Origin of the sequence: Paraflavitalea devenefica (genome assembly GCF_011759375.1) — a bacterium.
Taxonomy (GTDB): domain Bacteria; phylum Bacteroidota; class Bacteroidia; order Chitinophagales; family Chitinophagaceae; genus Paraflavitalea; species Paraflavitalea devenefica.
On the sequence record NZ_JAARML010000010.1, the window covers coordinates 82,801 to 107,004 of the forward strand.

Sequence of the window (24,204 nt, forward strand, 5' to 3'; positions counted from 1 at the left end):
ATTGGTTGTAAAAAAAAATCAACCGGCTTTCTTTACAAGGTGTATTGAAAGCTGAGACCAATGCTCCTGTAAGCAGGCAGGCCAAAAACATCTACACCTACGCCACCGGGATTAACGCCTGCCACCTGCTCAGGATCGAAGGGTGCATGGCGCAACAGGAAAAGCAGGTTTTGACCAATTATACCCAGGCGCATATCGCCGATCTTCTTATTGCGCAGCGGCAGCCTGTAAGCAATGGCCAGCTCTCGCAGGCGGATGGCAGTGGCATCATACATGTACGCTTCTGCAAGCGGGGTTTTACCTCCTATGTATTTATAATAGCGCTCCGCCTCCACGCTACCTTTCCAGGGCGCGCCGGTTTCATCTACTGCATGCTGCAGGTATACCTGTCCTCCCTGGTCCCTGGCTTCACCCGTTCTCCGGCTTACGCCGAACTGGTCCATATAACTTTCAGCAATACTGAGTACCCTGCCGCCAAATTTCCCATCTATCAACCAACTGACTGTGCAGTTCTTTATGGAAAAACTATTTTGCCAGCCAACGATGAGGGTTGGATTGGGATTGCCTAAATACAGGTTATCTACCAGGTAAGGAAGCCCTGTAGCCGCGGCCACAATAATGTGGCCGGCTGCATCTCTTTGAAACCCGCTGCCATAGATATCCCCATACGATCCTCCCTGCTTCAATATGCCATCGTACCCGCCGGTACCACCCTGCAGGCGATACAATTGATTGGGCGTTGAATTGGGAACAACAGCAGGATCAAACAATTCAATGACTTTATTGCTGTTGTGCGAGATATTGAAGGTGGTTGTCCATTCAAAAGCTTTTGTTTCAATTACCTTATAGCGCAGGGTGGCTTCTATACCCCTATTGCGGATATTGCCACTGTTAATATCTGCGTAGCCGCCTGAGCCGAGGCCCGGCGGCAATGTTACACTTCTAAAGTATTGGTTTACGATATTCGATTGGTACCAGGCAACATCCAGTTGCAGCCTGTTTTGAACGGCTTTCCATTGCAGGCCCAGTTCCAGCGATCTGTTCTGCTCCGGCTTGAGGCCAAGGCCGGGCATGGATGTAATGGGAGCGCTTATCGGGGACGTGGCATTGCCCATGGTAAATGTATATAAGGGATAACTGCTGAAAGCGGCAATATCGTTACCCACCACTGCATAAGAAGCGCGCAGGCGAAGGTAATCGAAGATGAGCGGCAACCGCCATACTTCATTGAGCACAACGGCCACGCCGGCAGAGAAATAGTTATACCCGCTGTTTTCGGAAGGCGTATAGGCAAGGGTGGATGACCAGTCATTCCTGTCGGACAGGTCCAGGAATAATTTATTCTGGTAATTCACCTGTACCGTACCAAATACAGACTGCACTTGTTTCTGCGCAGGGCTACCCGTCTTTTCATCGAAGTTGCGTATATCAATGGTATTCTTATCGAGGGCCGATTCCAGGAACACATTCGGCACGGTGGGAGAACCATTTACCGACAGCATTTTGCCGGCATGTTGCTGTATGGAAGCGCCTGCTGTAAAATTCAACTCCCAGTTATGGTCCAACTTGCTGCTACCACTCAGCAATACATCTCCGTAGCCCGTAGTATTGGTGGTCCTCATTGCATGTAAGGCGCCATTAAATTTTGCCAATGTAGCCTGCGTAGTGGCAAAAATATCCCGCTCATACTCATTGATGAAATGATTGAAATAACCGCGGGCCTGCAAGGTGAAGCCATTGCATAAATAGTATTTCAGTGAAGCAGACAGGTAGGCATGCTGGTTCCGGTTTTGAACAGGATTGCGGTACATGACCCAATAAGGGTTCTGCTGATAATCCTGTCCGCCCCAGCCACCACCATTGGCCTGGTCTTTATCATAATTGATGTTCCACCAGTTTTGTGCATACAGGTAACGGGTTGGGGAGAAATACTCATAATTCTTAAAGTTGTTGAAATCAAGTCCGCGCGGAAATAAATATAACCCTGTAAGTGGATTAAAGTAGATGCCCGGCGTGAGCCTGTTGTGTGCACGCTGGATACTGCCCACGAAGCTGCCATCCACCACCAGCTTATCATTGATAAACTTCCCGGTTTGCCGGAAGCTCAGGGTATGTTGTTTAAAATTACTGGAAGGTAAAATGCCCTGGTTGCTGGTATTGGAATAAGACACATATTGGGAAGACTTTGGGGTGCCTCCGGAAATGCTGATGCCATTAATGAATGTGATGCCGGTTTGAAAAAAATCCTTCACATCCTGCCTGCCGGGCATCGCCGCCTCTTTGCTGCCCCAGCTATCTTCGCTGCCGGGACTGGTAGCGTCGGCGGCAGCCGATTGGCGGTAATTGTATTGCGTTTCCGGAAAGATCATGGGTTGCTCAACCGTAACGCTACTGGATACATTGATCCTGGTCGCGCCGGACTGGCCACTCCTGGTGGTGATGAGCACTACCCCATTGCTGCCCTGGCTGCCATACAATGCCGATGCGGCAGCGCCTTTCAGGATACTTACACTTTCAATATCGTCGGGATTGATGGTACTCACAATATCGCCGGCATCGGGCACATCATTGTACAATCCTGCCAATGGCCCTCCGACAGGGTTCACAATAGGCAAGCCATCCAGTACATACAACGGCTGGCTATTGCGGGTGGACTTATCGCCGCGCAGCACCACCCGCACAGAGCCGCCCGCACCGCCGGAAGTACGGTTTACCTGTATACCACTCACCTTGCCATTAAGGCTGTTGAGGATATTGGTATTTTTCACGGTCGTAAAATCTTCATTGGTCACCTTCTGTGTGGAGTAGGTCAATGAACGGGTTTTGCGGGTGAGACCCAGCGCTGTAACGGTGATCTCATCCAGGCGGTCGTCCAGCTTTATCAGCTTTACCTGCACAACAGGCATTTGGTCTGTAATGCTGATCGTTTTATGGACCGTCTCGTATCCAACGAAGGAGATGATCAGGGTATAGGCGCCCGGCGGCACATGTTCTACCACAAAATTGCCTGTGGTATCAGTTTGGGCGGCCCGTTTTATTTCTTTCAGCATCACCGAAGCGCCGGGAAGCGGCAGGCTATCTTTACCTGTTATCATACCTTTAATAGCATACAGTCCATTTCGATCTGCAGCCGGCGACTCTTTTTCTTTGATGACAATGATATTATCGGTAATCACATAGGTAAAAGGCAGGTCTTTCAGGCAATAATCCATGACCATTTCAACAGAAGCATCGCGCAGATCAATATCAATCCGCTTATCGTTTTTGATGAGCCGGCTGTCGTAGAAGAGCGACAGGCCACTTTGTTTTTGTACGAGGTTAAATACTTTACCGAGCGGGATGTTCTTTTGAACAATAGTAATTTTCTGGGCAAAGGAGTCCAGGCGTAGCAGCAGCAGTAAGATAGTGAGCAAAGCAATATTGACCCGCATTCCGGCAGTTTACAGAACGAAATACATACAGCCTCAGCAATTTATATCTTTTGGGCCTGTTACCATAAAAAAACATCATTTTTATCGCCCTGCATACCCGCTAAGGGTAAACCAATAAACGGTTCTGTTCTATCGTACAATTGATGCCTCCCTCCTTCAGGGCATTGACCACACCGGAAAGCCTGATGGCCCTGTTTATCCTTCCATTGAACCTTGCCCTGGTGGCAGCCTCCTTATACACAATGTCTACATCATACCAGCGGGATACCTGGTGCATGATGGCTGTTATGCTGGCATCGTTAAATTGAAAATAGCCTTCTTTCCAGGCAATCGCTTCATCTATATCGGCTGTCTGAACCAGGATTGAGGAGGATTGATTGGATGGAGAGGACAAGGAGGATATGATGGCTTGCTGTCCGGGTTCAAGTATTGCTTCTGCTTGTTGGCGGAACTCACGTCTGTTTGCAGGATCCATTGCTGGTTTTCCACTTACCACTGACCACTCACCACTCACTACCTTCACTTTCCCTTCCAGCAAAGTGGTTTTCCAATCCTCTTCCGGATAAGCGCATACATTGAAATGGGTACCCAACACCTGTACATCCGCCCGCTTTGTGCGAACCGCAAAGGGCCTGGCAGCATCTTTGGCCACCTCAAAATAACCTTCTCCTTCCAGCTCCACGATGCGTTCATTACCGGTAAAAGACACCGGGAAGCGCAGGGAAGAAGCGGCATTGAGCCAAACCTCTGTACCATCTGCCAGGATGAGTTGGTATTGTCCTCCCCGGGGTACAGCAACCGTATTGAACAATGGCCCTGCAGCATTATTAGCCGGTGCAGTTTCTATAGAAGAATAAGACAATTGCCCGTCCTTCTGCTTGGCAATGCGGGTATGGCCTTGTACAGATAATGTTCCATTGGCAATAGTGTCCAGTACAACGATGGAGCCGTCGGCCAGGATCAGCCTGGCTTTATTATTACCGGGATTGACATCGTCCTGCTTCTTTTCCGTATTGCCTGTCACTGCATCTGCGGGCCGCCGGTTTATTTGCCAGAGGTAAAAGGCGGTTACCGCTATCCCCACTATGATGGCGGCAGCAGCTATCTTTTTCCACAAAGCTACTACCGCGGCTTTGCGCCGGGCAGGCAATGGTTGTGCCGCAGGTAATTTGTCGGCCTTCAGTATTTCATCTGCCAGCTTTGTTGTCCGTTCTTCGCCGGGTAATATATGGTCAGCACTGCGTTTGCTCAGCAACGCAGTGATCTCTTCCGTTACTGCCAGGTTCTCATCATGTTGTAACGCCTCCACCAGCGTACGCAGCTCTTCGTCACTGGCCTGGCCGGCCAGTGCTTTTTCCAATAAGGCTTGTAAGTGAGCTTCGTTTAACATGATCGTACTCCATTTATAGTTATAAAAGACGCGCTGGAACCGGTTTAGTACCTATCCATTATTAAAAAAAGCAGTAACAGCGCATGTCCTGCCTTTTCCAGGTATTCCCTGATGAATCTTAATGCCCTTACGAGCGTATTTTTTACTGATTGTTCCGATAAACCCATGGTACGGGCTATCTCTTCTGTTTTATAGCCATTTTCCCGGCTGAACCTGTATACCTTTTTTTGCTGGGGAGGTAACTCTTCTACCGCTTTTTTGATCAGCGCCTCCGTATGCTTAAATGCCATCAACAGCTCTGTGTCTGCCGGGTTCGTTTCCTCAGCAGCGAGCCTGGCTACTGCTTTGTGGTGAATGGATTGATCGCGGAGGAAAGTAAAAGCCTGCAGGTAAGCGATCCGCAGGATCCAGGCCCGGGGGTTGCGGATTTCTTTCAGCTTATCCCGGTTGATCCATAGCCGCAAAAAGGTTTCCTGGATGATATCTTCTGCAACGGGGCCTGACTTCGTGACCTGGACGATCATGGCGTAAAAGGAAGGCATATAGCAATGAAACACCTTCCGGAAAGCAGCTTCATTACCTTCGGCTATCTGGGCAAATAATAAGTGCTCGTCGGGCAATTGAGCGCGTGCATCCACTGGCGGCAGTCCTTTTTTTGCAAATAAAGATAATGGTTCGTGAGGACACGAACCATCGGGAGGAAAGAAAGATTCAGGATGCCGGTTGGTGGTGATATTTGTTTTGCTTTATTTCAAGATGGCTAACCACACCTGTTCCATTGAATTTAATTTGTATACCAACAACTTTCCCCATATCATCCTTCAGATCGCCCCTATAAACTACTTTATCATCTATGGATAAAGTGATGTGTTTATCCCTGGTTGCGCAATTCAGCTTTACCTTTTTTGAAAAATCGACGCCGAAACCCGATAGATCGTGCGTTTTACCATCTATATACTGCATTCCTAACATCAACCCAACCTCTCCTACACAGCCTGGTTTGCACAAGGGAACATCTATAACACCATTTGTTCCCATGATCCGGACGTTTGTATATTGACAAATGGCATTACTTTCGTCATAAGTGTTTTGTAATTGCACCTCAAACAATAAATTGCTACTGTTCACGGTAATGCCTTTGTCCATTTTTGTAAGGGAGAAAATAGGTGCTGCTGACTGAAAATCAATCTGCAGCGCTGATAATTGCGCCTTGGTAATGCCTAATTGACGAGTAAAAAGTGCTGAAGGCAAATAAACCGGAACAGGGGCCTTTTCAATAATCCCCACCCAGCCATTTGTCTCTATATAAACATCCTGTTCTTTTACAATGGAATCGTTTAAGATCAGCTTTGCTTTATAATATCCCGGATAGTAATAGGTAGTGGTATATTCATGCAATTGTTTATCTACTTTAAAGCGTTTCCGGGGGTCCCAGCTTTGCTGAATAAAAACGCTGTCAGCATTTGAATGGGAAGCGTCGTAGTTGAAAATAACGGTGTTAGGCAGTCCGGAAGTTACCGGTTTACCCGAAAAAAGGACCTCTTTATACCAGAGGTGGTTAGTTGGTTGCTCTTTGATCTTCAGGCCGACAAAGACCAGCAAGGCCGCTGTAACAATAACGGCAAGAAGGATTTTAAAAGGCATCCTCACAGGGGCAGTACCCTTAACGCTTCTTTCTTTTGATGAGCTATCCCCTTCCTGCCCTTTGGATGGTGTGCCCGCATCCTGCTCCCCTACCGTTTCAGATACTGCGCTTTTAAATTCGCGCCAATTTTTATACCCTATAAATTGCGCCAGGGCATCCAAGGTAGCCCGGTTCGGGATACTATCATAACGCACCTTTCCCCAAATACGTTTAAGGGTGCTGCTGCTCAGCATCACCTTCGTCTCCTCAAAAATTTTCTCACTGAGGTTTTCAAAGTCCTGGCTTTGCCAGGTATCATGTTTACCCCACGCCAACTTTTGTTCGATTATTTCCTTGCATTTAGCGATATAATAAGCTTCTGGCAGCATTTATCTATACTTGAACTCAACTTGAATCACTTTGAACAGGCTGTGAATTTACCATATTTACCCCTTTGCCCACCTTCGTTTTTCATTATTTCAAACCAAAAAAGAACAAAAATGAAAAAAATGTCCCAAAGGTGCTTGGCTACCGGCCTCATTACTTCATTTCTTATGATGGGTTTTCAGCCAGTTCTTCAGGCCCAGGATCATTTCTGGAATACCGCTCAGGCCTATTTAGGACAAAATCCGCCAGGCGACAAACCTGAAATATTCGGCCAGGGCATACTGAAAGACTCGGGAATAGTGCTGGGCAGGGTAACCTTTTCTAAAGATGGTAAAGCCTTTTATTACTCTTTTGCCGCCCATTGGTTTGATGACAGCGGTTCAGGCACTAAAGAAATTAAATTCAATGGTCAAAAGTGGCAAAAACCGGTAGTTATTGCGGAAAAGATCACCAACCCGGCTTTTTCTCCTGATTATAAAAGAATATACCTGGGCGGAAGTAATGGCCGGGTGTGGGTATTGGATAAAACCGGAACCGGTTGGTCAAAACCAGCGCTATGGTTAGAAAAACCTTACGGATTATACAACTTTCAAGCCACCAACAGTGGTACTTTTTATACGGGCAGTAATGGTACCCAGGGAAGTAAGAAAGACTGGAGCACCTATGACTTTTGCCAATTGACTATTGCCGGGAAAGACACGGTTATAACAAGTTTAGGGAATGCGATTAATACACCTGGCTTTGATGGAGACTTTTTTATAGCTCCGGACGAATCTTATATTATTATTTCTGCTAAAGAAACAAAAGACTTTGAATCTGAACTTTGGATCAGTTTCCGGAAAAAAGATAAAACCTGGACCATTCCACAAAGCCTGGGTGATAAAATAAATAATGGCTTAGCCCATCGGTTCGGTCAATATGTAACGCCGGATGGGAAATACCTGTTTTACACCCAGGGTACCAATGAAGCAGACTGTACTATTTATTGGGTCCGTTTCGATAAATTATTATCACGCCTGAGGCCAGGAGACCTGAAATAGCTGCCGTCATTAATGGCCCGCAAAAAACTGTACTTTCGTTTCTTATAAAAGGATGAAAAATGGTAGCACAGCGATAAAGTTATTTTAATCATCAAAAAGAACAATCATTGATACGCCCCGCTTCAAAGAACCTGCATTTGACCGTCTCCATACTTGTTATCATACCCATCGCGCTGGCCTATGGTTTATACCCGCAAATGATTCTGCCGTTGTTGTTTGATTTTAAAGTAGACGCTATCAACCTGGCAAATATTTTCAGGGCTATGATGGGTTTATACCTGGGCATGTCCGTGATTTGGATTATGGGCATTATTAAATCCAAATTATGGGTCACCGCAACTATTACCAATATTACTTTTATGGGAGGGCTGGCGCTTGGCAGATTAGTAAGCCTGGCTTTAGACGGGGCTCCGGGCATTTATTTTTTAATTGGATTTGTGTTAGAGTCGGCTCTTGCTATATGGGGGTTAAAAAACTTAAAGAAATATGGAAACTGATTAGCAAAGTTATGCGACCCTCCCAGCCTCCAAAGCCGGAATGCGCTACCAGTCTACACCTGTTACAGAAAACAATGGACATAAGAATGTCTGAAAAATGTACTAAATTGGATCCCTATCCCTCCTTTTTTGCCCTTCGAAAGCTGTATCTATTCTTCATCTCAAAAATCAGCGACATGAGCAACTCAACTATCCAACAAGACACTGCTTCCACGCAAGCTACTCCGAATCCGAACAAAGCGCTATGGGAAAAAGGTGATTTTACCCGCATTGCCGAAACCATGCGTGAAAGCGGGACTGCTTTGGTAGCCCGACTGGGTGTTACCAAAGACCTTATGGTACTTGATCTGGGCTGTGGAGATGGCACTACAGCCATTCCCGCAGCGAAACTTGGCGCGAAGGTAACAGGTGTTGACATTGCCAGGAACCTGGTGGAGGCCGGTAATCTCCGGGCGCAAGCGGAAGGCCTCACCAATGTGACTTTCCAGGAAGGAGATGCCACGAATCTGCAGGGACTGGAGGATAAGACATTTGATCTGGTGATCAGCATCTTTGGCGCCATGTTCGCACCAAAGCCATTTGATGTTGCCAAAGAAATGGTGCGCGTCACCCGCCCGGGCGGAAGAATCGTCATGGGCAACTGGATCCCTGGCGATCCTACCCTCGTAGCCCAGATCCTGAAGATCAGTTCAGCCTATACCCCGCCGCCTCCGGAAGGGTTTGTAAGCCCGATGTTGTGGGGTGTGGAGAGCCATGTGCTTGAGCGCTTTCAAAAGGCAGGTATATCTCCTGAAAATATATCATTCGCTAAAGACACCTATATATTTAATGCCCCCTTCCCTCCTACAGAATTTGTCGCCAGGTTTAAGAATTATTATGGGCCTACCATGAATGCCTTTGAAGCCGCCGAAAAGAGTGGAAAGGCCGTAGAACTGCAGCGTGAATTGGAAGAACTGTTTAACAGTCAAAACAAAAGCACCGAACCGGATACCACTTCTATCCCGGCTACTTTCCTGAGAGTTACGGTCACGTGTTAAGGAAAAGATCTTTTAAACTAAAGAACCCTTCAAATCCAACGATCTGAAGGGTTCATTGTTTAGTATCGGGTGGAGTAGATTGCCAGCGACGATCCTTTAAGCGGGAGGCCCTCCCTCTAGTCCGCTCTCAGGCTCTTCACGGGGTTGGCTGTAGCCGCCCGGATGGTTTGAAAGGCAATCGTAAACAAGGCGATCCCGATGGCCGCGGCTCCGGCAGCGACCAGCACCCAGGCATTTAGGTTAGTCCGGTAGGAGAACCGAAGCAGGAAGTCGTTCATGAACAACCATGACAGCGGCGAGGCGATGACGATGGCGACCAGGATCAGTTGGATAAAGCTTCGGGCCAGCAAAGTAGTGATACTGGCCACACTGGCGCCCAGGACTTTTCGGATGCCGATCTCTTTAGTACGGTTCTCCGCCATATAGACCGACAACCCGAGCAGCCCCATGCAGGAAACAAAGATGGCGAGGAACGCGAAGATATTGATCAGCGAGCCGGTGTTTTTGGTCTGTTTAAATTTTGCCGCATAAGCTTCATCTGCAAAACGCACTTCAGTAAGGAAATTGGTATTGTATTTTTTGAGGATGGCCTCGGCTTGTTGTGCGGCCTGCAATGTTCCCTGGTTCGCGCTTAGCCGGATGCTTAAATAGCCCTTGCCCCTCCCCCCCTTGATGAGGACCTGTTTGCTGGCCTCACCAGGATCACCGATCAAGAAATCCTTTACCACACCCACGATCTTCCAGCGCTTGTCTTCATCTATAATCACCTGTCCCACGGGTTCTTTGAAACCCAGCACCTTTACGCTGGCTTCGTTCACCACACAGGAGAGCGTGTCGCCCGCATAGCGGTCCAGGTCGATATCCCTTCCTGCCAGGAGGGTCAGTCCGTTGGTGCGGATAAAATTGCCAGCTTCTTCCATCAGCACAAAGGCGGGATTCGACTTAGGGTCCATGCCTGCCCATTTCAGACCAGACTCTTCAGCAGAATAACTGGTGACCGTTGTATTGGAAGTGCAAACGGAGGAGGCTGCTCCTGAGTTGATCAATTCATTTTTGACAGCCGTATAGCTCTTTTGCAGGTCATCGGTCAGTGGCTGAAACACCAGGTTCTCCTTTACAAAGCCGGTGTCCCGGTTAAGCCCGTACAGTATCTGTTTTTGAAAGATGATCGTGAAATTGATGAGGAAGATCGAAAAGACGAATTGCAGTACGACCAGGATCTTCCTGGGAGTAACCGAGGGCCACCGAAAGTTACGAACCAGCAAGAAACGTGACGAAGCAGCTCCGGTGAAGTTCCGGGCGTTGGTGTTTTTCAGGACACCTTTGAGTACCCGGATCGGTTTGAAGGACGACAAATAAAACGCGGGGTAGCTGCCCGCGAGCAAACCCGTCAGCAGCACGAACCCAAGGGCCATGGCCCAGAAACCGGGCGATGTCCAGGGAATGCTCAATTTTGTATTGATCAGGGCACTAAAGGCCGGGATAGCCATTTCAACCAGTATGAATGCGATGATGCCAGCCAGCACTGCCATCAGGATGGATTCTCCGATGAATTGCAGGATGAGGGACTTCCGGCCAGCGCCAATCACCTTGCGCACGCCCACTTCCTTAGCTCTTTTCTCGCTGCGGGCGGTGCTCAGGTTCATGAAATTGATACAGGCGATGAGGAGGATGATCCCCGCGAGCGCGCCCAGCATGCGCAGGTTATCGATATGGCCGCCATCCGGCTTACCATTGACAAACCTCCCATAGAGATATTCTTTGTTGAAAGGGTAGAGAAAGATCTGTTGGCCGCTTAGCAAAGAGCTGTTGCGGGCGGCGATGCCGGCGATCTTTTTATTCATGGCATCGATGTGTGTACCCGGCAGCAATTCCACAAAAGTGTTGGAGTTCATGTGTCTCCAGTCTCCCGGGTTCCGGCCATTTGTCTGCAAGTATCCATAGGACAGTAAGTATTCAAATTTGAACCGGGTATTATCGGGCAGGTCCTTGAGTACGCCGGTAACGACGAAGTTATCGCCGGTAGGTGTGGTGATCGTTTTGTTGAGCGGGTCATCACTGCCGAATAGTTTTGTCGCCAGTTGTTGGGTGAGCACGATCCCATTGGCGTCGCCCAGGACCGTCGCCGCGTTGCCTTGTAGCAAAGAGAAACTAAACATCGACAGGAAAGCAGGATCGACGAAATTGCCCTGTGCGTTTATTTTCTTGTCGGCGTATCGTAAGAGCCGGGAAGATCCCATCAGCCTCGCAATGTTCTTTATTTCAGGGAACTCCTGTTGAAGGGCGGGGGCCAAGGGAGGGGCTGTCGCATTCCAGGAAACCAACTGCCCATTGACGGTACCCCGGTTGTAGGCCGTGTACAAATTGGCCTTGTGCTCGTGGAACTGATCAACGCTGAGTCCATGCCGGATGTTCAGGAGCAGCAGGATAGCTCCTGCCATGCCGAGGGCCAGGCCCATGATGTTGATCAGCGAATAAACCTTGTTCCTCGTGATGTTTCGCCAGGCGACTTTAAAATAGCTTGAAAACATAATTATGCTTTAACCAGGTAAAAGCTGCTACAGGCAGCGTTCCGTATGTTCAACACAAGAAATGCCATTTCCTAGCTCATTATTAATCAATTAATTAAATATACCTGTGGCAGACAGCACCGTTCGATTTTGATACATGCCGATGTCCGTTTATAACACATCTGATAACGCTAACCGGATTCTTTTTCCGGTCTTCCTGCTGTAACTTTAACTTAAAGATTAACGTTAAAATACGAGCTATGAACACTTCCGACACACACAATCAGCGTATCGCAAAAATGATCTTCGCCTCGGTCTACCCAATGTATGTCGAAAAAGTGGAGAAGAAAGGCAGAACAAAAGAAGAGTTACACCAGGTCATACAGTGGTTAACAGGTTTCGATAACAAGAAACTGCAGGAACTGATAAAAGAAAAAGTAACTTTTGAAACGTTCTTCCAACGTGCTTCGCTAAACCCCAACGCTTCCCTTATCACAGGTGTTATCTGCGGATATCGTGTGGAGGAAATCGAAAACCCTTTAACACAAAAGGCCAGGTATTTGGATAAGTTGGTGGATGAGTTGGCAAAGGGCAGGAAGATGGAGAAGATTTTGCGAGGCTCGTAGCGTGTTGAACTGCATTACGAAGATGATAAAAAGAAGGGGCTGACCAAAAGATCAGCCCCAAACATTTTGACGGCAAGGCCTATTTTAACTTAACATCCAGGTAAACAGAATGACGCCCGTATGATTCATAAAATGGTTTAAAAACCACCTCATCAATGGTGAATTGTAACTGCTGAGGATCACCTTTAATTGACTTGCTTATATCATTAGCATCCAGGGTTACTTTACGCCATTCTTTTCTTGCTTCGGGCTCCTGGGCTGCCAGCAATATCGGTCCGTAAAACAGACTGGCTATGTTTTGCTGGTCCATAACCGGGTCCAGGTGAAATTGAAAGGGCATTCTCAATTCTATAACATCGCCATCTTTCCAACTGCGGCTTATTTTCAGGTAACTGCCTGGCTTAGCTTGAAGCTTTTGTGCTTTACCGTTGATGGTCACAAAGAATCCTTTGGTAGCCCAGCCTGGCACGCGCACATGGATATCAAATTTTCCACTACCCTTGATCATCAGACGGGTGTTGTCTTCATTTGGAAAGTTGGTTGTCTGTTCCACCGTTACTTTGCGTTCTGTCCATTCCAGTGTCGAGGGCACATATAGATTGACATAGAGCGCCTGGTCATCCTTACTTTTAAAGTAAATGGAGTTTTGCAGCTTGGTACTGCTCTCTATGGCTGTACCGTTGCAACAGGTAAAGCCTGTCATATTCGGATTGCCAAATTGTTTGACAGACCCTGGCCTGAGCGGTACGTGATAGGTATTGGCAGGGCTATTCTCGGCTACAGAAGCCAGGATATGGTTGTACAACCCACGCTCGTAATAGTCCATGTACTCTCCCCGCTGATCGAAGAGAAACAGGTCGCTGGTCAATTTCAGCATATTGTACGTGGCGCAGGTTTCGTTCTGCCCGCCGGAAGAAAAGCCGTTTTCATACAATGTTCCCGGCTCACTGGTAAAACATTCCGCATTGTTGGGATTACGGGCGCCTGCAACTCCTCCAATGCTGTACATATAATCATTGACCATCTTATACCAGAAGTTATCGGCTATTTTGTAATATTCCGGGTTATTGGTGGCCCGGTACGTTTCGATACTCCCTACAACCTGAGGTATATGCTGATTGGCATGCAATCCACGGAAAAGATCTACATTTTTGGCCAGCCCATGCGAATGTTGTGTATCGCCAAAGAACACCCTGATATTATCAAATAATTGCGCAGTTTTCAGGTGATCCGGTTTACCGGTAATCCGGTACAGACGGGCCATTGCCTCATTCATACCTCCAAACTCACCGGCAATGTACGTATTCCACATTTTTATAAGCGTGTCCGTTGGCACCTTGCGCAGGCGGGCATATACCCAATCACCCATGCCACTAGCTATTTCAAGGGCTTTTTTATTACCGCTCACTTCATATACATCCAGTAAGCCGGCCAAAATTTTATGCAACGTATAATACGGCGCCCAGATCTGGTTCTTCTGTCCTCCGTACCTGGCTCCTTTTTCCAACATGATAAACTGATCCGGAGGATAAGCGCTGATGAATCCTGTTCCCCAGTTCCAATAATCGGTACGGATGCCCGCATCACTAAGATCCGAATCATAGTCTGATTTTCCGGGACCAGGCGGCACCGCCGCCGGATCTGACACATGCGTGCCACTTGCTGCTGTAGCCTTTCCGGATAATTGTGATAACTCGTAGAGGGTATTTACCATCACCTCCATTTTTTGGGAGAAATTGGCCTGAAGCGCCTTGTCATATCCTGTGCCGGCATAGGCTTGTGCAATGGCCGTAAGGTAGTGACCGGTAGCATGCCCCCTTAATTTGGTGTCCCGGCTATCCCATACACCCAAAGGCTTTGCTCCTTCAGGTTGTTGCTGGCCAAAAGCATGACGGAACATATAGAGAAAAGAGTTAGGATCGGTTTTAGCTAATGTTAGTATAAACTTATCGCGATTTTGGATGAATTTGGATTCGTGGCCATGAGCATCATTTTTCAGAGAAACCTGGTCCAAATGAAACGCCTGCAGCTTTAAAACCGGCGTAGTTGATTTGTTGGCTTCTTTTACTGTGACAAATGCCTTTGGTTGAAAACTGGTTCCTGCAACACGCCCCGTAATCGTATAATTGCCGGGTTTAAGAACAGCGGTATTGTCGATTGCTGCAGGCCACACCACACGTACTTTTGGACCTTTTTTATGCTGGTAAGTTCCGGGTACATAACTTGGTAATCGTGGCAGATCTCCTACTGCTGTTTCCACCTTCACATCGGATACATTAACTAAATATGCATTATAAAGCTGTGCCTCAGTAGGAGAAAAACGAGGAAGGGTATCTTCAGCACGCCTACCCGTAGTATTTACCGAACCTTGATTGATACCTCTCCGGGAATTGTTATAAATGCCGGCAACCTGTGTACTGCTCAGGGGCACCCGGTAAATACGGAAATCACGTACCAGGGCATTCAGATTGGGATCTCCCGGCACTAACGATTTTCCGATATAAAGCAGTTTTTCTCCTGGCTGCTGACCGAATACGTCTGATAACTCCTTGGGAATATCCTTAGCCTCGCCCACGGGCTTACTATCCACATAGGTAATGATAGATTTTGAAGGAACATCTATCACTATGGCAAGATGAACCCACTTATTCGTTTCTATAGCCGGAGAAACCGCTCCGTTTTTATTACCTGTTATCAACGCCTGGTAGCCTTTCTGGGCATTTGTGCCAACAGGGGCCGCAAAGAAATGTTTGGTGGCATCCTTCCCGAAATCAAAAAAACGTTGGCCAGGTTGCTCCGAACGCAAGTATATCCATCCTGATATACTGAGCGATTCTATATCTGTTAACGCTTCTCCCGGGATCGTCACAAAAGCATTGTTATCCCCGGAAAGCGACAAAACCTTTCCAAACCGGTTGTCATTGACAAATTGGGCTTCGCCGCCCTGAAATTTGGCGTGCAAATTATTGCGGGACCAGTCTTTCAGATCTCCGTTAAACACATAGCGTGCAATCATTCCTGTTTCACCGATCCCATCCAATATTTGGTCTTGTGCCTGAGCGATGTTAACACCCTGGGTCAAAACAGCAACAAACAGGAGGACACGCAAGAATACTTTGTACATTTTCATATTTAAATCGTTTTCATCTATAAGAGGAGATGAATTTAAAGGCGATAAAACTATGCAGAATCCGTGTGCTCCTATAAGTCTATTTTAGCTAATAATCATATGATATTAACAAGTATCCTATATTGAACTACTTTGACAACAAGAGTACAAACGCTTCCGCGGAGTTCTTCATTGCAAAGATAAAAGCATTCAGACGTCAGTTCAGGGACTCTCCCGCCCGTTTATTGTTTTACCAATTTAATAAATCCTCCATCCTGGAATTTTAATAAATACATGCCGCTTTTCAATGCACCCAGGTTAATAGTTTGAGTATTATACTGAATATTTATTTTCTGCAATAGCTTGCCATCCAGGTTTAATAAGGATGCTTGGGTATGCAATAAATGATCCCCCACAGATAAAGTAGCTATATCAGTTATTGGGTTGGGATAGATAGCTGCTAACGCATTGCCACTGATAGTGCTACGCAATGGTATAACCCTGGAATAGCTGCGTTTTCCATCTATATCTGTTTGCAAAATGCGATAGTATGCTGTGCCGCTTATTGTATTGGCATCAGTAAAAGAATAATTATTTTCGCCATCGCCTTTGCTGTTTACTGTACCCACATTATTATATGTTCTGCCATCAACAGATCTTTGAATTTGATAGGCAGCAACATGTTGTTCCTGCACTTTCCAACTGATAATAGCTTGCTGTTGGGTATTAATATTACCTGTAACAGCAAGCCATGTTAGCGGCAATGTAGTGGTGGATGTTGTTACAAAAAAACCACTAAAGCCCGTTACATCAAAGCTTACTTCCCAACGGTTATCTGTGCCGTTCCATATAATATCTGCATCGGCAGGGTCAATGGTTACGGCTGGGCCGGTATAAGTGGCGGGCAGGCCAGAGCCATCACTACTAGTACCTGCGCGTTTTTCTATACGCAGATTGGCAGTGCGGGCAGTGATAGTGGCAGCAGCATCGGTACTAACAGGCAGCAGCAATGCCGGTGCTGTAGCTTGTGTATTAAAAGCATCAAACTCAGCATCGGTAAAATATAAAGTAACTCTACCGGTTGCTGTGGCGGCATTGGTTGCCGGTGTAATTTCATAATGCCGTTTTACAAATTGGATGGGCTGGGTGCTTTCTACCCACACTGTAGCAGTAGTGCTGCCTGTAATGCGTGAAAGCGAACTAATATTGTTGCTAACCGTGGCTATTAATGCACAACTATTGCTGTACATATTGTATTGCCCCTGCTGCATAGTGGCGGTGTTACCTGTAGTTGCCAGGCCAGTAAAGACAGATGCGGAACCTAATTGGGTGGGTACGAGTTTAGTAATAGTGCTGCCATCGCCCAATTGCCCGTAGAAATTATATCCCCAGGCCCAAATTTTACCATCAGTTGTATTGCCTAATGTATGAGCAGCACCTGCGCTCACCGATACCCAATTGGTGGCGCTGCCTATTTGGGTGGGTGCTATATGATCGGTGGTGGTGCCATCGCCCAATTGACCGGTGTTATTATGTCCCCAGGCCCGTAGCTTGCCATCGGCAGTAGTAGCCAGGGAATGACTGGCCCCTCCACTCACCGATACCCAATTGGTGATGGCGGTTATTTGCCTGGGTGCCAGTCGACCGAAGAGCGTGCCATCGCCCAATTGTCCGTATTCATTACGTCCCCAGGCCCATAACTTGCCATTGTCTGAAATACCCAATGAATGGTAACCGCCTGCACTCACCGATACCCAATTGATAGTAATGCCTAATACGGTTATCAGGATGGGTACTGCTGAATTGTTATGGGAAGCATCTCCCAATTGTCCATCCGCATTATATCCCCAGGCCCATAGCTTGTTATCGGCGGTAATGCCCAAAGAATGATAAGCACCTGCACTCACCGATACCCAATTGGTGGCGCTGCCTATTTGGGTGGGTACAGTTTGATTGGAGTTGGAGCCATCGCCCAATTGCCCGTACAAATTATATCCCCAGGCCCATAAACTGCCATCACTCTTAATGCCTAAAGTATGACCCGTGCCGGCACTCACCGATACCCAATTGGTGGCGCTGCCTATTTGGACAGGAGCAGTCCGGTTGGTGGTGGTGCCATCGCCCAATTGCCCGAAATTATTTCTTCCCCAGGCCCATAATTTACCATCGCTGCTAACCCCCAACGAAAATTCCAGACCCGCACTGACCGATACCCAATGGGTGGCGCTGCCTATCTGTACAGGAACATTCCGGTTAGTGGTGGTACCGTCGCCCAATTGCCCGTACAAATTATACCCCCAGGCCCATAAACTGCCATCACTTTTAATGCCCAGGGTAAAATCGCCTAAACTGCCCGGCACCACTTTGGTGAAATAAGTGCATTGGGCTGATGCATCAAACATTGCAGTAATGCTTATTACCAGGATGGCGGTAATTTGTAATATTATTTTTCTCATTTGGTTAATTTCCTTGTATAAGCAGTTTTTGTAAAGAGGCTGTAGTACCAATGACTACATTTTGGGCGCCCCTTCATATCATTCATTTTTTCAATTCCAATGGTGTTTGTTTTAATGCATCATCTATTTTCCTGCTGCGTTGCCAGCTTTCAACAAGCAAATACAGCAACAGCAGCATACCTATTGCCAGTATCCAGTAACCGATATGATTTTTTTTCAATCGATTTCTTTGAGGATGTGAAAGTAGACTTACGAAAAAGGGTATGCCATTTTTGAGCGGGACATAGCGGGACAAGCCCCGTGACAAAACGGGACAATACATTTATCAAAGGCTATCTGTCTGGAAATCAGCTGATGCTGAGGTCACAGAAGACAACTATGATCAGTATATGGACCTGAATTTGAAAAGCGGCCTGTAATGCGCCCAACTCACCGCCTCTACGTTCAGGGAGCAGTTTTTTCGTTGCAAATGATGTCATATTGTGTTATTTTGGCATCAAAGACCTAAAAACCATCTAACTGTAATGCCCGTCGAGAACATGCGTGCTTGTGTATTAAGCCTTATACTAGCCATACTTTGCCTGACCGGTTTTTCCCAGGATCAGCATTTGCCTCCGCCTATAAGGGCGACCAAACTTCCTCCAATACCCAAAAAAGTTCCGCTTTACAAAAGCAAGCCTTCGAATGCCCGCACAATGGCCTTCGCTTTTCCCATCAACGACTGCGCCACCTATACCTTTAAAATGCTGTTGGGCAATGCAGCCTCGCAAAATCATATCAGTGATATCCTTGGCAGCACTACGGGCTACAGCTTTCAGGCCGGCTATACCACCGTCAATGGCGGTCAGCAGGATGCATTGCTGCAACAACTGGACATCAACGGGCAGGTTATCTGGTCGAAAACGCTGGGCACACCCTCAAAAAACGAACGCATACACCGCATCGCCCTTATGCCCGACGGTAATATTGTACTAACTGGCACCAGCGAAGATCCTGGCGGCACCGCTCAGCAACCGTTCATTGCCCTCAGCGATATCGACGGCAACCTGTTATGGATGAAATTGCTGCAAACGGCTACTAATTACAGAGGCGTGGCCGTATTTGTAGGGGAGGCGGAAGACATTGGGATGGTGGCAGAAGACGATGCTACCATGCTATACGGCCGGTTTGATAAAGCCGGAAACCTGAAGTGGATGAACAAAGTGCAGGCGTTGCCTCAAAGTACTACGATTGGCATTACAGTTGGGCCGAACGATTATTTTAATTGGTTCCTGGCCTATACGGGTGTAGAAGCTGGCCGGAAAGTAGGCGGTATACTTACCATCAACGCGGCAAATGGCGCTATCAAGGAATCGAGGCAATTCGGTGGTACGGCAGACAATGCCGATTTCATATTTCACGATATGCAATTGATCAACTCGCGGCCGCGGATCATTGGTGTGTACGCTGTTAACGGCGCTCCCTACCAGTTGTTCAAGATGTCGTCTGTAAATGGTTTTGTAACACTTGGTTTATTCGAAACCTATCAAATGCCTGGTATTACTTTCGATGAAACTGCCACCAGTGTGCTGACAGACCGCGCAGATGTGATTGCGTTTATGAACACAACCAGCAGCAATGACCTTTACATGCTTAAGTGCATTGGGGAAGAAGCTTATAATGCCGCCATCGAATTTACAAAGCAATTTACCGGGTTTGCCGGCTATCAGCCTTCGGCAATAGATCGTATGGCAGATGGCGGATTTTTGGTTGCCTGTAATGCTGCCGGTGCAAAACCGCTCTTTATCAAAACCGATACAGCAGGTTTGGCAGGTGGGTGCGGAGGCACTGCGTTTACCGTTACCCGCATAATCGGTTTTACTTATCCAACACAATCGGTATCGAATACTGCGGCAGCCCTGGTGCCCCCTGTAATGACGCCGGCCTATTCGTTTCAACCTGCGCTCATCGATACGCAGTTTACCTGCCGGCAGCTCACCTGTCCGCCGAAACCAATAGAAGACACCTGTGTATATACTTTTTACCGGGGTTTTAGAAGTACACATTTTGCTGATCTGGCGTCTGATCTGTCGGTCAATGCCAACAACGAAGTAATGGTTACCGGCTCCATGCGCGATGATGGCTATACACCAGGTACGCAACATGCCATCATGGTAAAATTTGATGCAAAGGGAAAATTGGTGAACCGTAAAAAAGTGTTGCTGGGCGATGGCGCGTATTTAGGAAAGCAATTTCAAATGAAAGATGGCAACCTGCTGGTAATGGGCAGCGCTGGTTATAACGGAAAAGGGTATTTCACGGTCAGCAAACTCACCGATAACCTCAATATGCTTTGGAATAAAGCCTGGCCTGTGCTGGACAACTATAATGATTTTTTTGACCTGGTAGAAGATGCCGATGGCAACATATACCTGTTATTCCAAAACGATCCCGATACCTGGAATGAACAGCTTTCCCTTATCAAACTGGATGCTACCGGGAACCTGTTGTGGAGGAAAGATTACAAACCTGGCAACGGTTTTATGACAGGCACAACGGGCAGTATGATCCAGGATGACCAATATTTATATTGTACAATGTCTATGCCCAATTCCGCCAGTACCATGCTGTTCAAAATGGAAAAGGCCAGCGGTAACCTGGTATGGGCCAGGAAGATCACCGGACCTGGACAGTCTATTGCGTTGGATAGGAACTTACAGCTGCTGCAGGATAAATTGGTATTGTCGGGTTATGTTGAGCTCACTGGCAGAAGTGTAACGGCTATCCTGTTTCTCGATAAGAACGGCAACCAGCTATCTACTACCTCTTTCTCTTATAATAATCAGTCCATTTCGGCTACTGCCCTGGTTACAAAAAACAATGAATTGGTATTGAGTGGGTTTATGTATGATAATTCTCTAAGCCCTTATAGAGGATTCAATGTTTTTCTCCGGCTGGATGCAAATGGCAAGTTACTGCACAGCAAGCGCATATTCGCTATGGACGCCGGCTCTCCTTACAATGTAGCCGAAGCTACAGATGGCGGCTTGTATGAGGTGGGTAACTTTTTCTATAACAATCCTTACACTGCTGATATGTACCTCAAAAAATACGCTTTTGACGGCACCATGGGCAATTGTATGACGGAAAGCTATGGATACCTGGAAGAGACGACTACCTTCAACAATACAATGATTGCTTTTAATACCACTACTTCGCCGCTTACATTAATAACGCTTCCGTATTCGGAAGAAGCGTATTCGTTGCAGCAAAACAGGTTGGTATGCAGCTCGCCTATCGTTTGTTTAGATCCTGAGTTGACAGGCCCCACCAGCATTTGTAGTGCAGCACCTGTTTATGAATACCGGGTAAAAAGAAATGCGGCGTGTACAGCGCCTGTAAGTTGGGAGTTTAATACCAGGATGGTGAAAGCCATATCCACCAGTGATTCTTTATTGAAAGTGCAATTCATAGGAAACGGCATTTCAAAGATCTATGCCGGTATTTTTTCAGGTTGCCGCCTGGTGAAAGACAGTGTAGAGGTGCAGGCATCTGTTGTAGCGAATAACCTTGAGTTGGGTAATGATACCGTGCTGTGCACCGGCACTTCGATAGTGCTGAAAGCCAACCCCGGTTTTGTAGATTATACCTGGCAGGACGGCTCTACCGTGACCAATTATACTGTAACTGCGCCCGGAAAATATTATGTGACTGTTTCAGATGCCTGTGGCGTGAAATTGAGTGATACACTCGTTGTGTCAGCGGCCCCACCCATTGTGTTCGATATTGGTAACGATACCAGTTTATGTGTGCAAAACAAGCTGAAGGTAGCGGCGCCAACTGGTTTCCTGCGTTATACCTGGACACCCGATTACAACATTGATAACACCAATAGTAATGCAGTAACCCTTTCTCCTGAAGTTGATACCATGTACCGGGTTGTGGTTGAGAAAACGCCGGGTTGTTTTGGCTATGACTCTATCCGTATCACGGTCAAACATCCTTTGCCTTTGCATATTGGCAACGACACCAGTTTTTGTGCAGGCTGCGCCGCAACGTTCAGCCTGGGAACCGGCTTTCAGCAGCAGCAATGGAGCACCGGTAGCATGGATGGATCTATTACCGTAAACAGTAGCGGCGCCTATTCGGTGATTGCTACCGCCACTAATAGTTGTATATCCTATGACACCGTACGTGTGACAGTGTATACCAATCCCACAGCTACTTTACCGCCGGATGCAGCATTGTGTTCGGGTGAAAGTGCCGTATTGGATGCGGGTAATGGATTTGCGCAGTATTTGTGGCAGGATGGAAGTACGGGTTCCCAACAGGTGGTGCAGGATGCGGGCGTGTACTGGGTGCAGGTAACAGATCGCAATAATTGTAAGGCCAGCGATACCACCGCCATAACCCGCATCATTCCATTGCCCACTGCGTTTTTGCCTGGCGATACCGTATTGTGCAGTTTTTCTAAATTAAATATTCAGCCCTTACATAAATTCTCCAGTTACCGGTGGAATAACAATGCTGTTTCTGCTTCCATCACTGTTCAGCAACCAGGTACTTATTGGCTGGAGGTACAGGATGCAACCGGTTGTACCGGCCGCGACAGCATCTTTGTACTGCCAAAGCAATGTTTACAGGGATTTTTTGCCCCCTCTGCCTTCTCGCCCAATAGCGACAGGAAGAATGACACCTTCAAACCCGTCTTACTGGGCAATGTGGTGAAATACCAGCTTCTCATCTTTAACAGGTGGGGACAGATAATCTTCCAAAGCTCCGATTGGAATGCCGGTTGGGATGGGAATTTGGCCGGCCAGCCACAAAATACGGGCGCTTACGTATGGAGATGCACCTACCAATTTGAAGGTGCTCCCATACAACAAGAAAAAGGAACCGTGATGTTGGTACGATAATGGTTATTTGAATCATCCATAACGGGATATGGAATTAGGGATCATTAATGGTCAATTAAGTCAATGAATTTTGTAAATTGCTGCGGTTCAATTAACAAACAACCACATCTTTGGGAAGCTTATGCTAAGACTTTTAATGTTGACAATATTTATTCCTTACCTCTCTTTTGGTCAACAAACAAAAACGACTTCTAATGACAACTATACCTACCCTGACAGTTCGTGGCAGTTAGTAACCAACATAGCAAAAAATGGTTGGAACAATGACAGTTTGAATAAATTAAGGTTATTTATTATTGACAGCACAAACTCAACGGGCGTAGTTGTAATCCAATCAGGAAAAATTCTTTTTGAGTATGGCGATACCAAAGAAACAAGCTATATAGCATCATGCAGAAAAAGCATATTATCGATGTTATATGGACCTTTTGTGGAAGATGGGACTATAGATCTTGCTGCCTCAATTGAACAGTTGCATATTGATGATGTTGGAGGTTTGTTGCCAGAAGAAAAAAAGGCTACTATAAAAAACTTGCTTACAGCCCGTTCAGGTGTTTATCATGCCGCAAGCAATGAAGGTGATGCATCAGCAATGGCGCCAAAACGAGGAAGTGTTGAACCAGGTAGCTTTTGGCTATATAACAACTGGGATTTTAATGTTGCAGGCTATATTTTGGAACAACGGACAGGCAAAACTATTTATCAACTCATAGATTCCATGTTTGCAAAACCTTTACAAATGCAGGACTGGAATATAAATGAGCAACGCAAAACCGGCGACACAACAAGATCAAAATACTTAGCTTATCATATTTGGTTTTCAACGAGAGACATGGCAAGGATCGGCTATTTGATGTTGAGAAACGGACGGTGGAAAGATGAGCAAATTATTCCGGCAGACTGGATAAAAAAGACAACGGCTGTTGTTTCAACCCGCAAGCAAGCGGTTGAAGAAAAGACAGCTTATTATCATTTTGGTTATGGTTACTTATGGTGGATTTGGGATGAACCTTATAATAAAGGGGCTTATCAAAATGCATATTCTGCTACAGGTGCATATGGACAATTTATAACTGTTTTACCAAAACTTGATATGGTAGTCGCATTCAAAACAAAATATGACTATGGCAGGCAAACTTCAACGGATGTATACCTAAAGTTTTTAGAGAAATTGGTTGCTGCAAGAAAGCAATAAACTTTTA

At 46.7% G+C, this 24,204-nt stretch carries 14 protein-coding genes; 6 read left to right on the forward strand and 8 right to left on the reverse strand.

The window, feature by feature from the left end:
* Nucleotides 1–32: 32 nt before the first annotated feature.
* The 4 genes from HB364_RS32125 to HB364_RS32140 all read right to left on the reverse strand — a co-directional run bounded on the left by HB364_RS32125 (nucleotide 33) and on the right by HB364_RS32140 (nucleotide 6,834).
* Complete coding sequence (locus tag HB364_RS32125) at nucleotides 33–3,431, reverse strand: SusC/RagA family TonB-linked outer membrane protein (protein WP_167292551.1); 3,399 nt, start codon at nucleotides 3,429–3,431, stop codon at nucleotides 33–35.
* Nucleotides 3,432–3,531: 100 nt separating this feature from the next.
* Entirely contained in the window at nucleotides 3,532–4,821 is a 1,290-nt protein-coding gene (locus tag HB364_RS32130; RefSeq protein ID WP_167292552.1) for a FecR family protein, read from the reverse strand.
* Between the two features lie 44 nt (nucleotides 4,822–4,865).
* Nucleotides 4,866–5,459 carry a sigma-70 family RNA polymerase sigma factor gene (locus HB364_RS32135; protein WP_167292553.1) on the reverse strand — a complete coding sequence of 198 codons (594 nt, stop codon included), beginning with the start codon at nucleotides 5,457–5,459 and terminating at the stop codon, nucleotides 4,866–4,868.
* A 73-nt stretch (nucleotides 5,460–5,532) separates the two neighbouring features.
* On the reverse strand, nucleotides 5,533–6,834 hold the full coding sequence (locus HB364_RS32140; RefSeq protein WP_167292554.1) for a hypothetical protein: 1,302 nt from the start codon (nucleotides 6,832–6,834) through the stop codon (nucleotides 5,533–5,535).
* Nucleotides 6,835–6,855: 21 nt separating this feature from the next.
* Here HB364_RS32140 and HB364_RS32145 point away from each other — a divergent pair, with 21 nt between their 5' ends.
* From HB364_RS32145 to HB364_RS32155, 3 genes are all read left to right on the forward strand, one after another.
* Nucleotides 6,856–7,872 (forward strand): PD40 domain-containing protein, encoded by a 1,017-nt coding sequence (locus HB364_RS32145; RefSeq protein ID WP_167292555.1) that lies wholly within the window; start codon nucleotides 6,856–6,858, stop codon nucleotides 7,870–7,872.
* A gap of 137 nt (nucleotides 7,873–8,009) precedes the next feature.
* Entirely contained in the window at nucleotides 8,010–8,369 is a 360-nt protein-coding gene (locus HB364_RS32150) for a DUF4345 domain-containing protein (protein WP_167292556.1), read from the forward strand.
* A gap of 176 nt (nucleotides 8,370–8,545) precedes the next feature.
* Nucleotides 8,546–9,406 carry a class I SAM-dependent methyltransferase gene (locus tag HB364_RS32155; protein ID WP_167292557.1) on the forward strand — a complete coding sequence of 287 codons (861 nt, stop codon included), beginning with the start codon at nucleotides 8,546–8,548 and terminating at the stop codon, nucleotides 9,404–9,406.
* 116 nt (nucleotides 9,407–9,522) lie between these two features.
* Here HB364_RS32155 and HB364_RS32160 read toward each other — a convergent pair whose 3' ends face one another.
* Nucleotides 9,523–11,937: an ABC transporter permease gene (locus HB364_RS32160; RefSeq protein ID WP_167292558.1), complete on the reverse strand. Its 2,415-nt coding sequence runs from the start codon at nucleotides 11,935–11,937 to the stop codon at nucleotides 9,523–9,525.
* Nucleotides 11,938–12,176: 239 nt separating this feature from the next.
* On the opposite strand from HB364_RS32160, the gene HB364_RS32165 reads away from it, so the two are divergent.
* Nucleotides 12,177–12,542 carry a DUF2200 domain-containing protein gene (locus tag HB364_RS32165; RefSeq protein WP_167292559.1) on the forward strand — a complete coding sequence of 122 codons (366 nt, stop codon included), beginning with the start codon at nucleotides 12,177–12,179 and terminating at the stop codon, nucleotides 12,540–12,542.
* A gap of 79 nt (nucleotides 12,543–12,621) precedes the next feature.
* On the opposite strand, the gene HB364_RS32170 is transcribed toward HB364_RS32165, so the two are convergent.
* The 3 genes from HB364_RS32170 to HB364_RS32180 all read right to left on the reverse strand — a co-directional run bounded on the left by HB364_RS32170 (nucleotide 12,622) and on the right by HB364_RS32180 (nucleotide 18,327).
* Entirely contained in the window at nucleotides 12,622–15,672 is a 3,051-nt protein-coding gene (locus HB364_RS32170) for a beta-L-arabinofuranosidase domain-containing protein (RefSeq protein WP_167292560.1), read from the reverse strand.
* A 221-nt stretch (nucleotides 15,673–15,893) separates the two neighbouring features.
* The gene (locus HB364_RS32175; RefSeq protein WP_167292561.1) at nucleotides 15,894–18,107 is read right to left on the reverse strand and encodes an RCC1 domain-containing protein; all 2,214 of its coding nucleotides are present in this window, start codon (nucleotides 18,105–18,107) and stop codon (nucleotides 15,894–15,896) included.
* Nucleotides 18,108–18,189: 82 nt separating this feature from the next.
* Nucleotides 18,190–18,327: a hypothetical protein gene (locus HB364_RS32180; RefSeq protein WP_167292562.1), complete on the reverse strand. Its 138-nt coding sequence runs from the start codon at nucleotides 18,325–18,327 to the stop codon at nucleotides 18,190–18,192.
* 475 nt (nucleotides 18,328–18,802) lie between these two features.
* Between HB364_RS32180 and HB364_RS32185 the strand changes: the two genes are divergently transcribed.
* Both HB364_RS32185 and HB364_RS32190 read left to right on the forward strand, forming a co-directional pair.
* A complete protein-coding gene (locus tag HB364_RS32185; RefSeq protein WP_167292563.1) occupies nucleotides 18,803–23,002 on the forward strand; it encodes a gliding motility-associated C-terminal domain-containing protein in 4,200 nt (1,399 codons plus the stop codon).
* Nucleotides 23,003–23,123: 121 nt separating this feature from the next.
* The gene (locus tag HB364_RS32190; protein WP_167292564.1) at nucleotides 23,124–24,197 is read left to right on the forward strand and encodes a serine hydrolase domain-containing protein; all 1,074 of its coding nucleotides are present in this window, start codon (nucleotides 23,124–23,126) and stop codon (nucleotides 24,195–24,197) included.
* The last annotated feature ends 7 nt before the right edge of the window (nucleotides 24,198–24,204 follow it).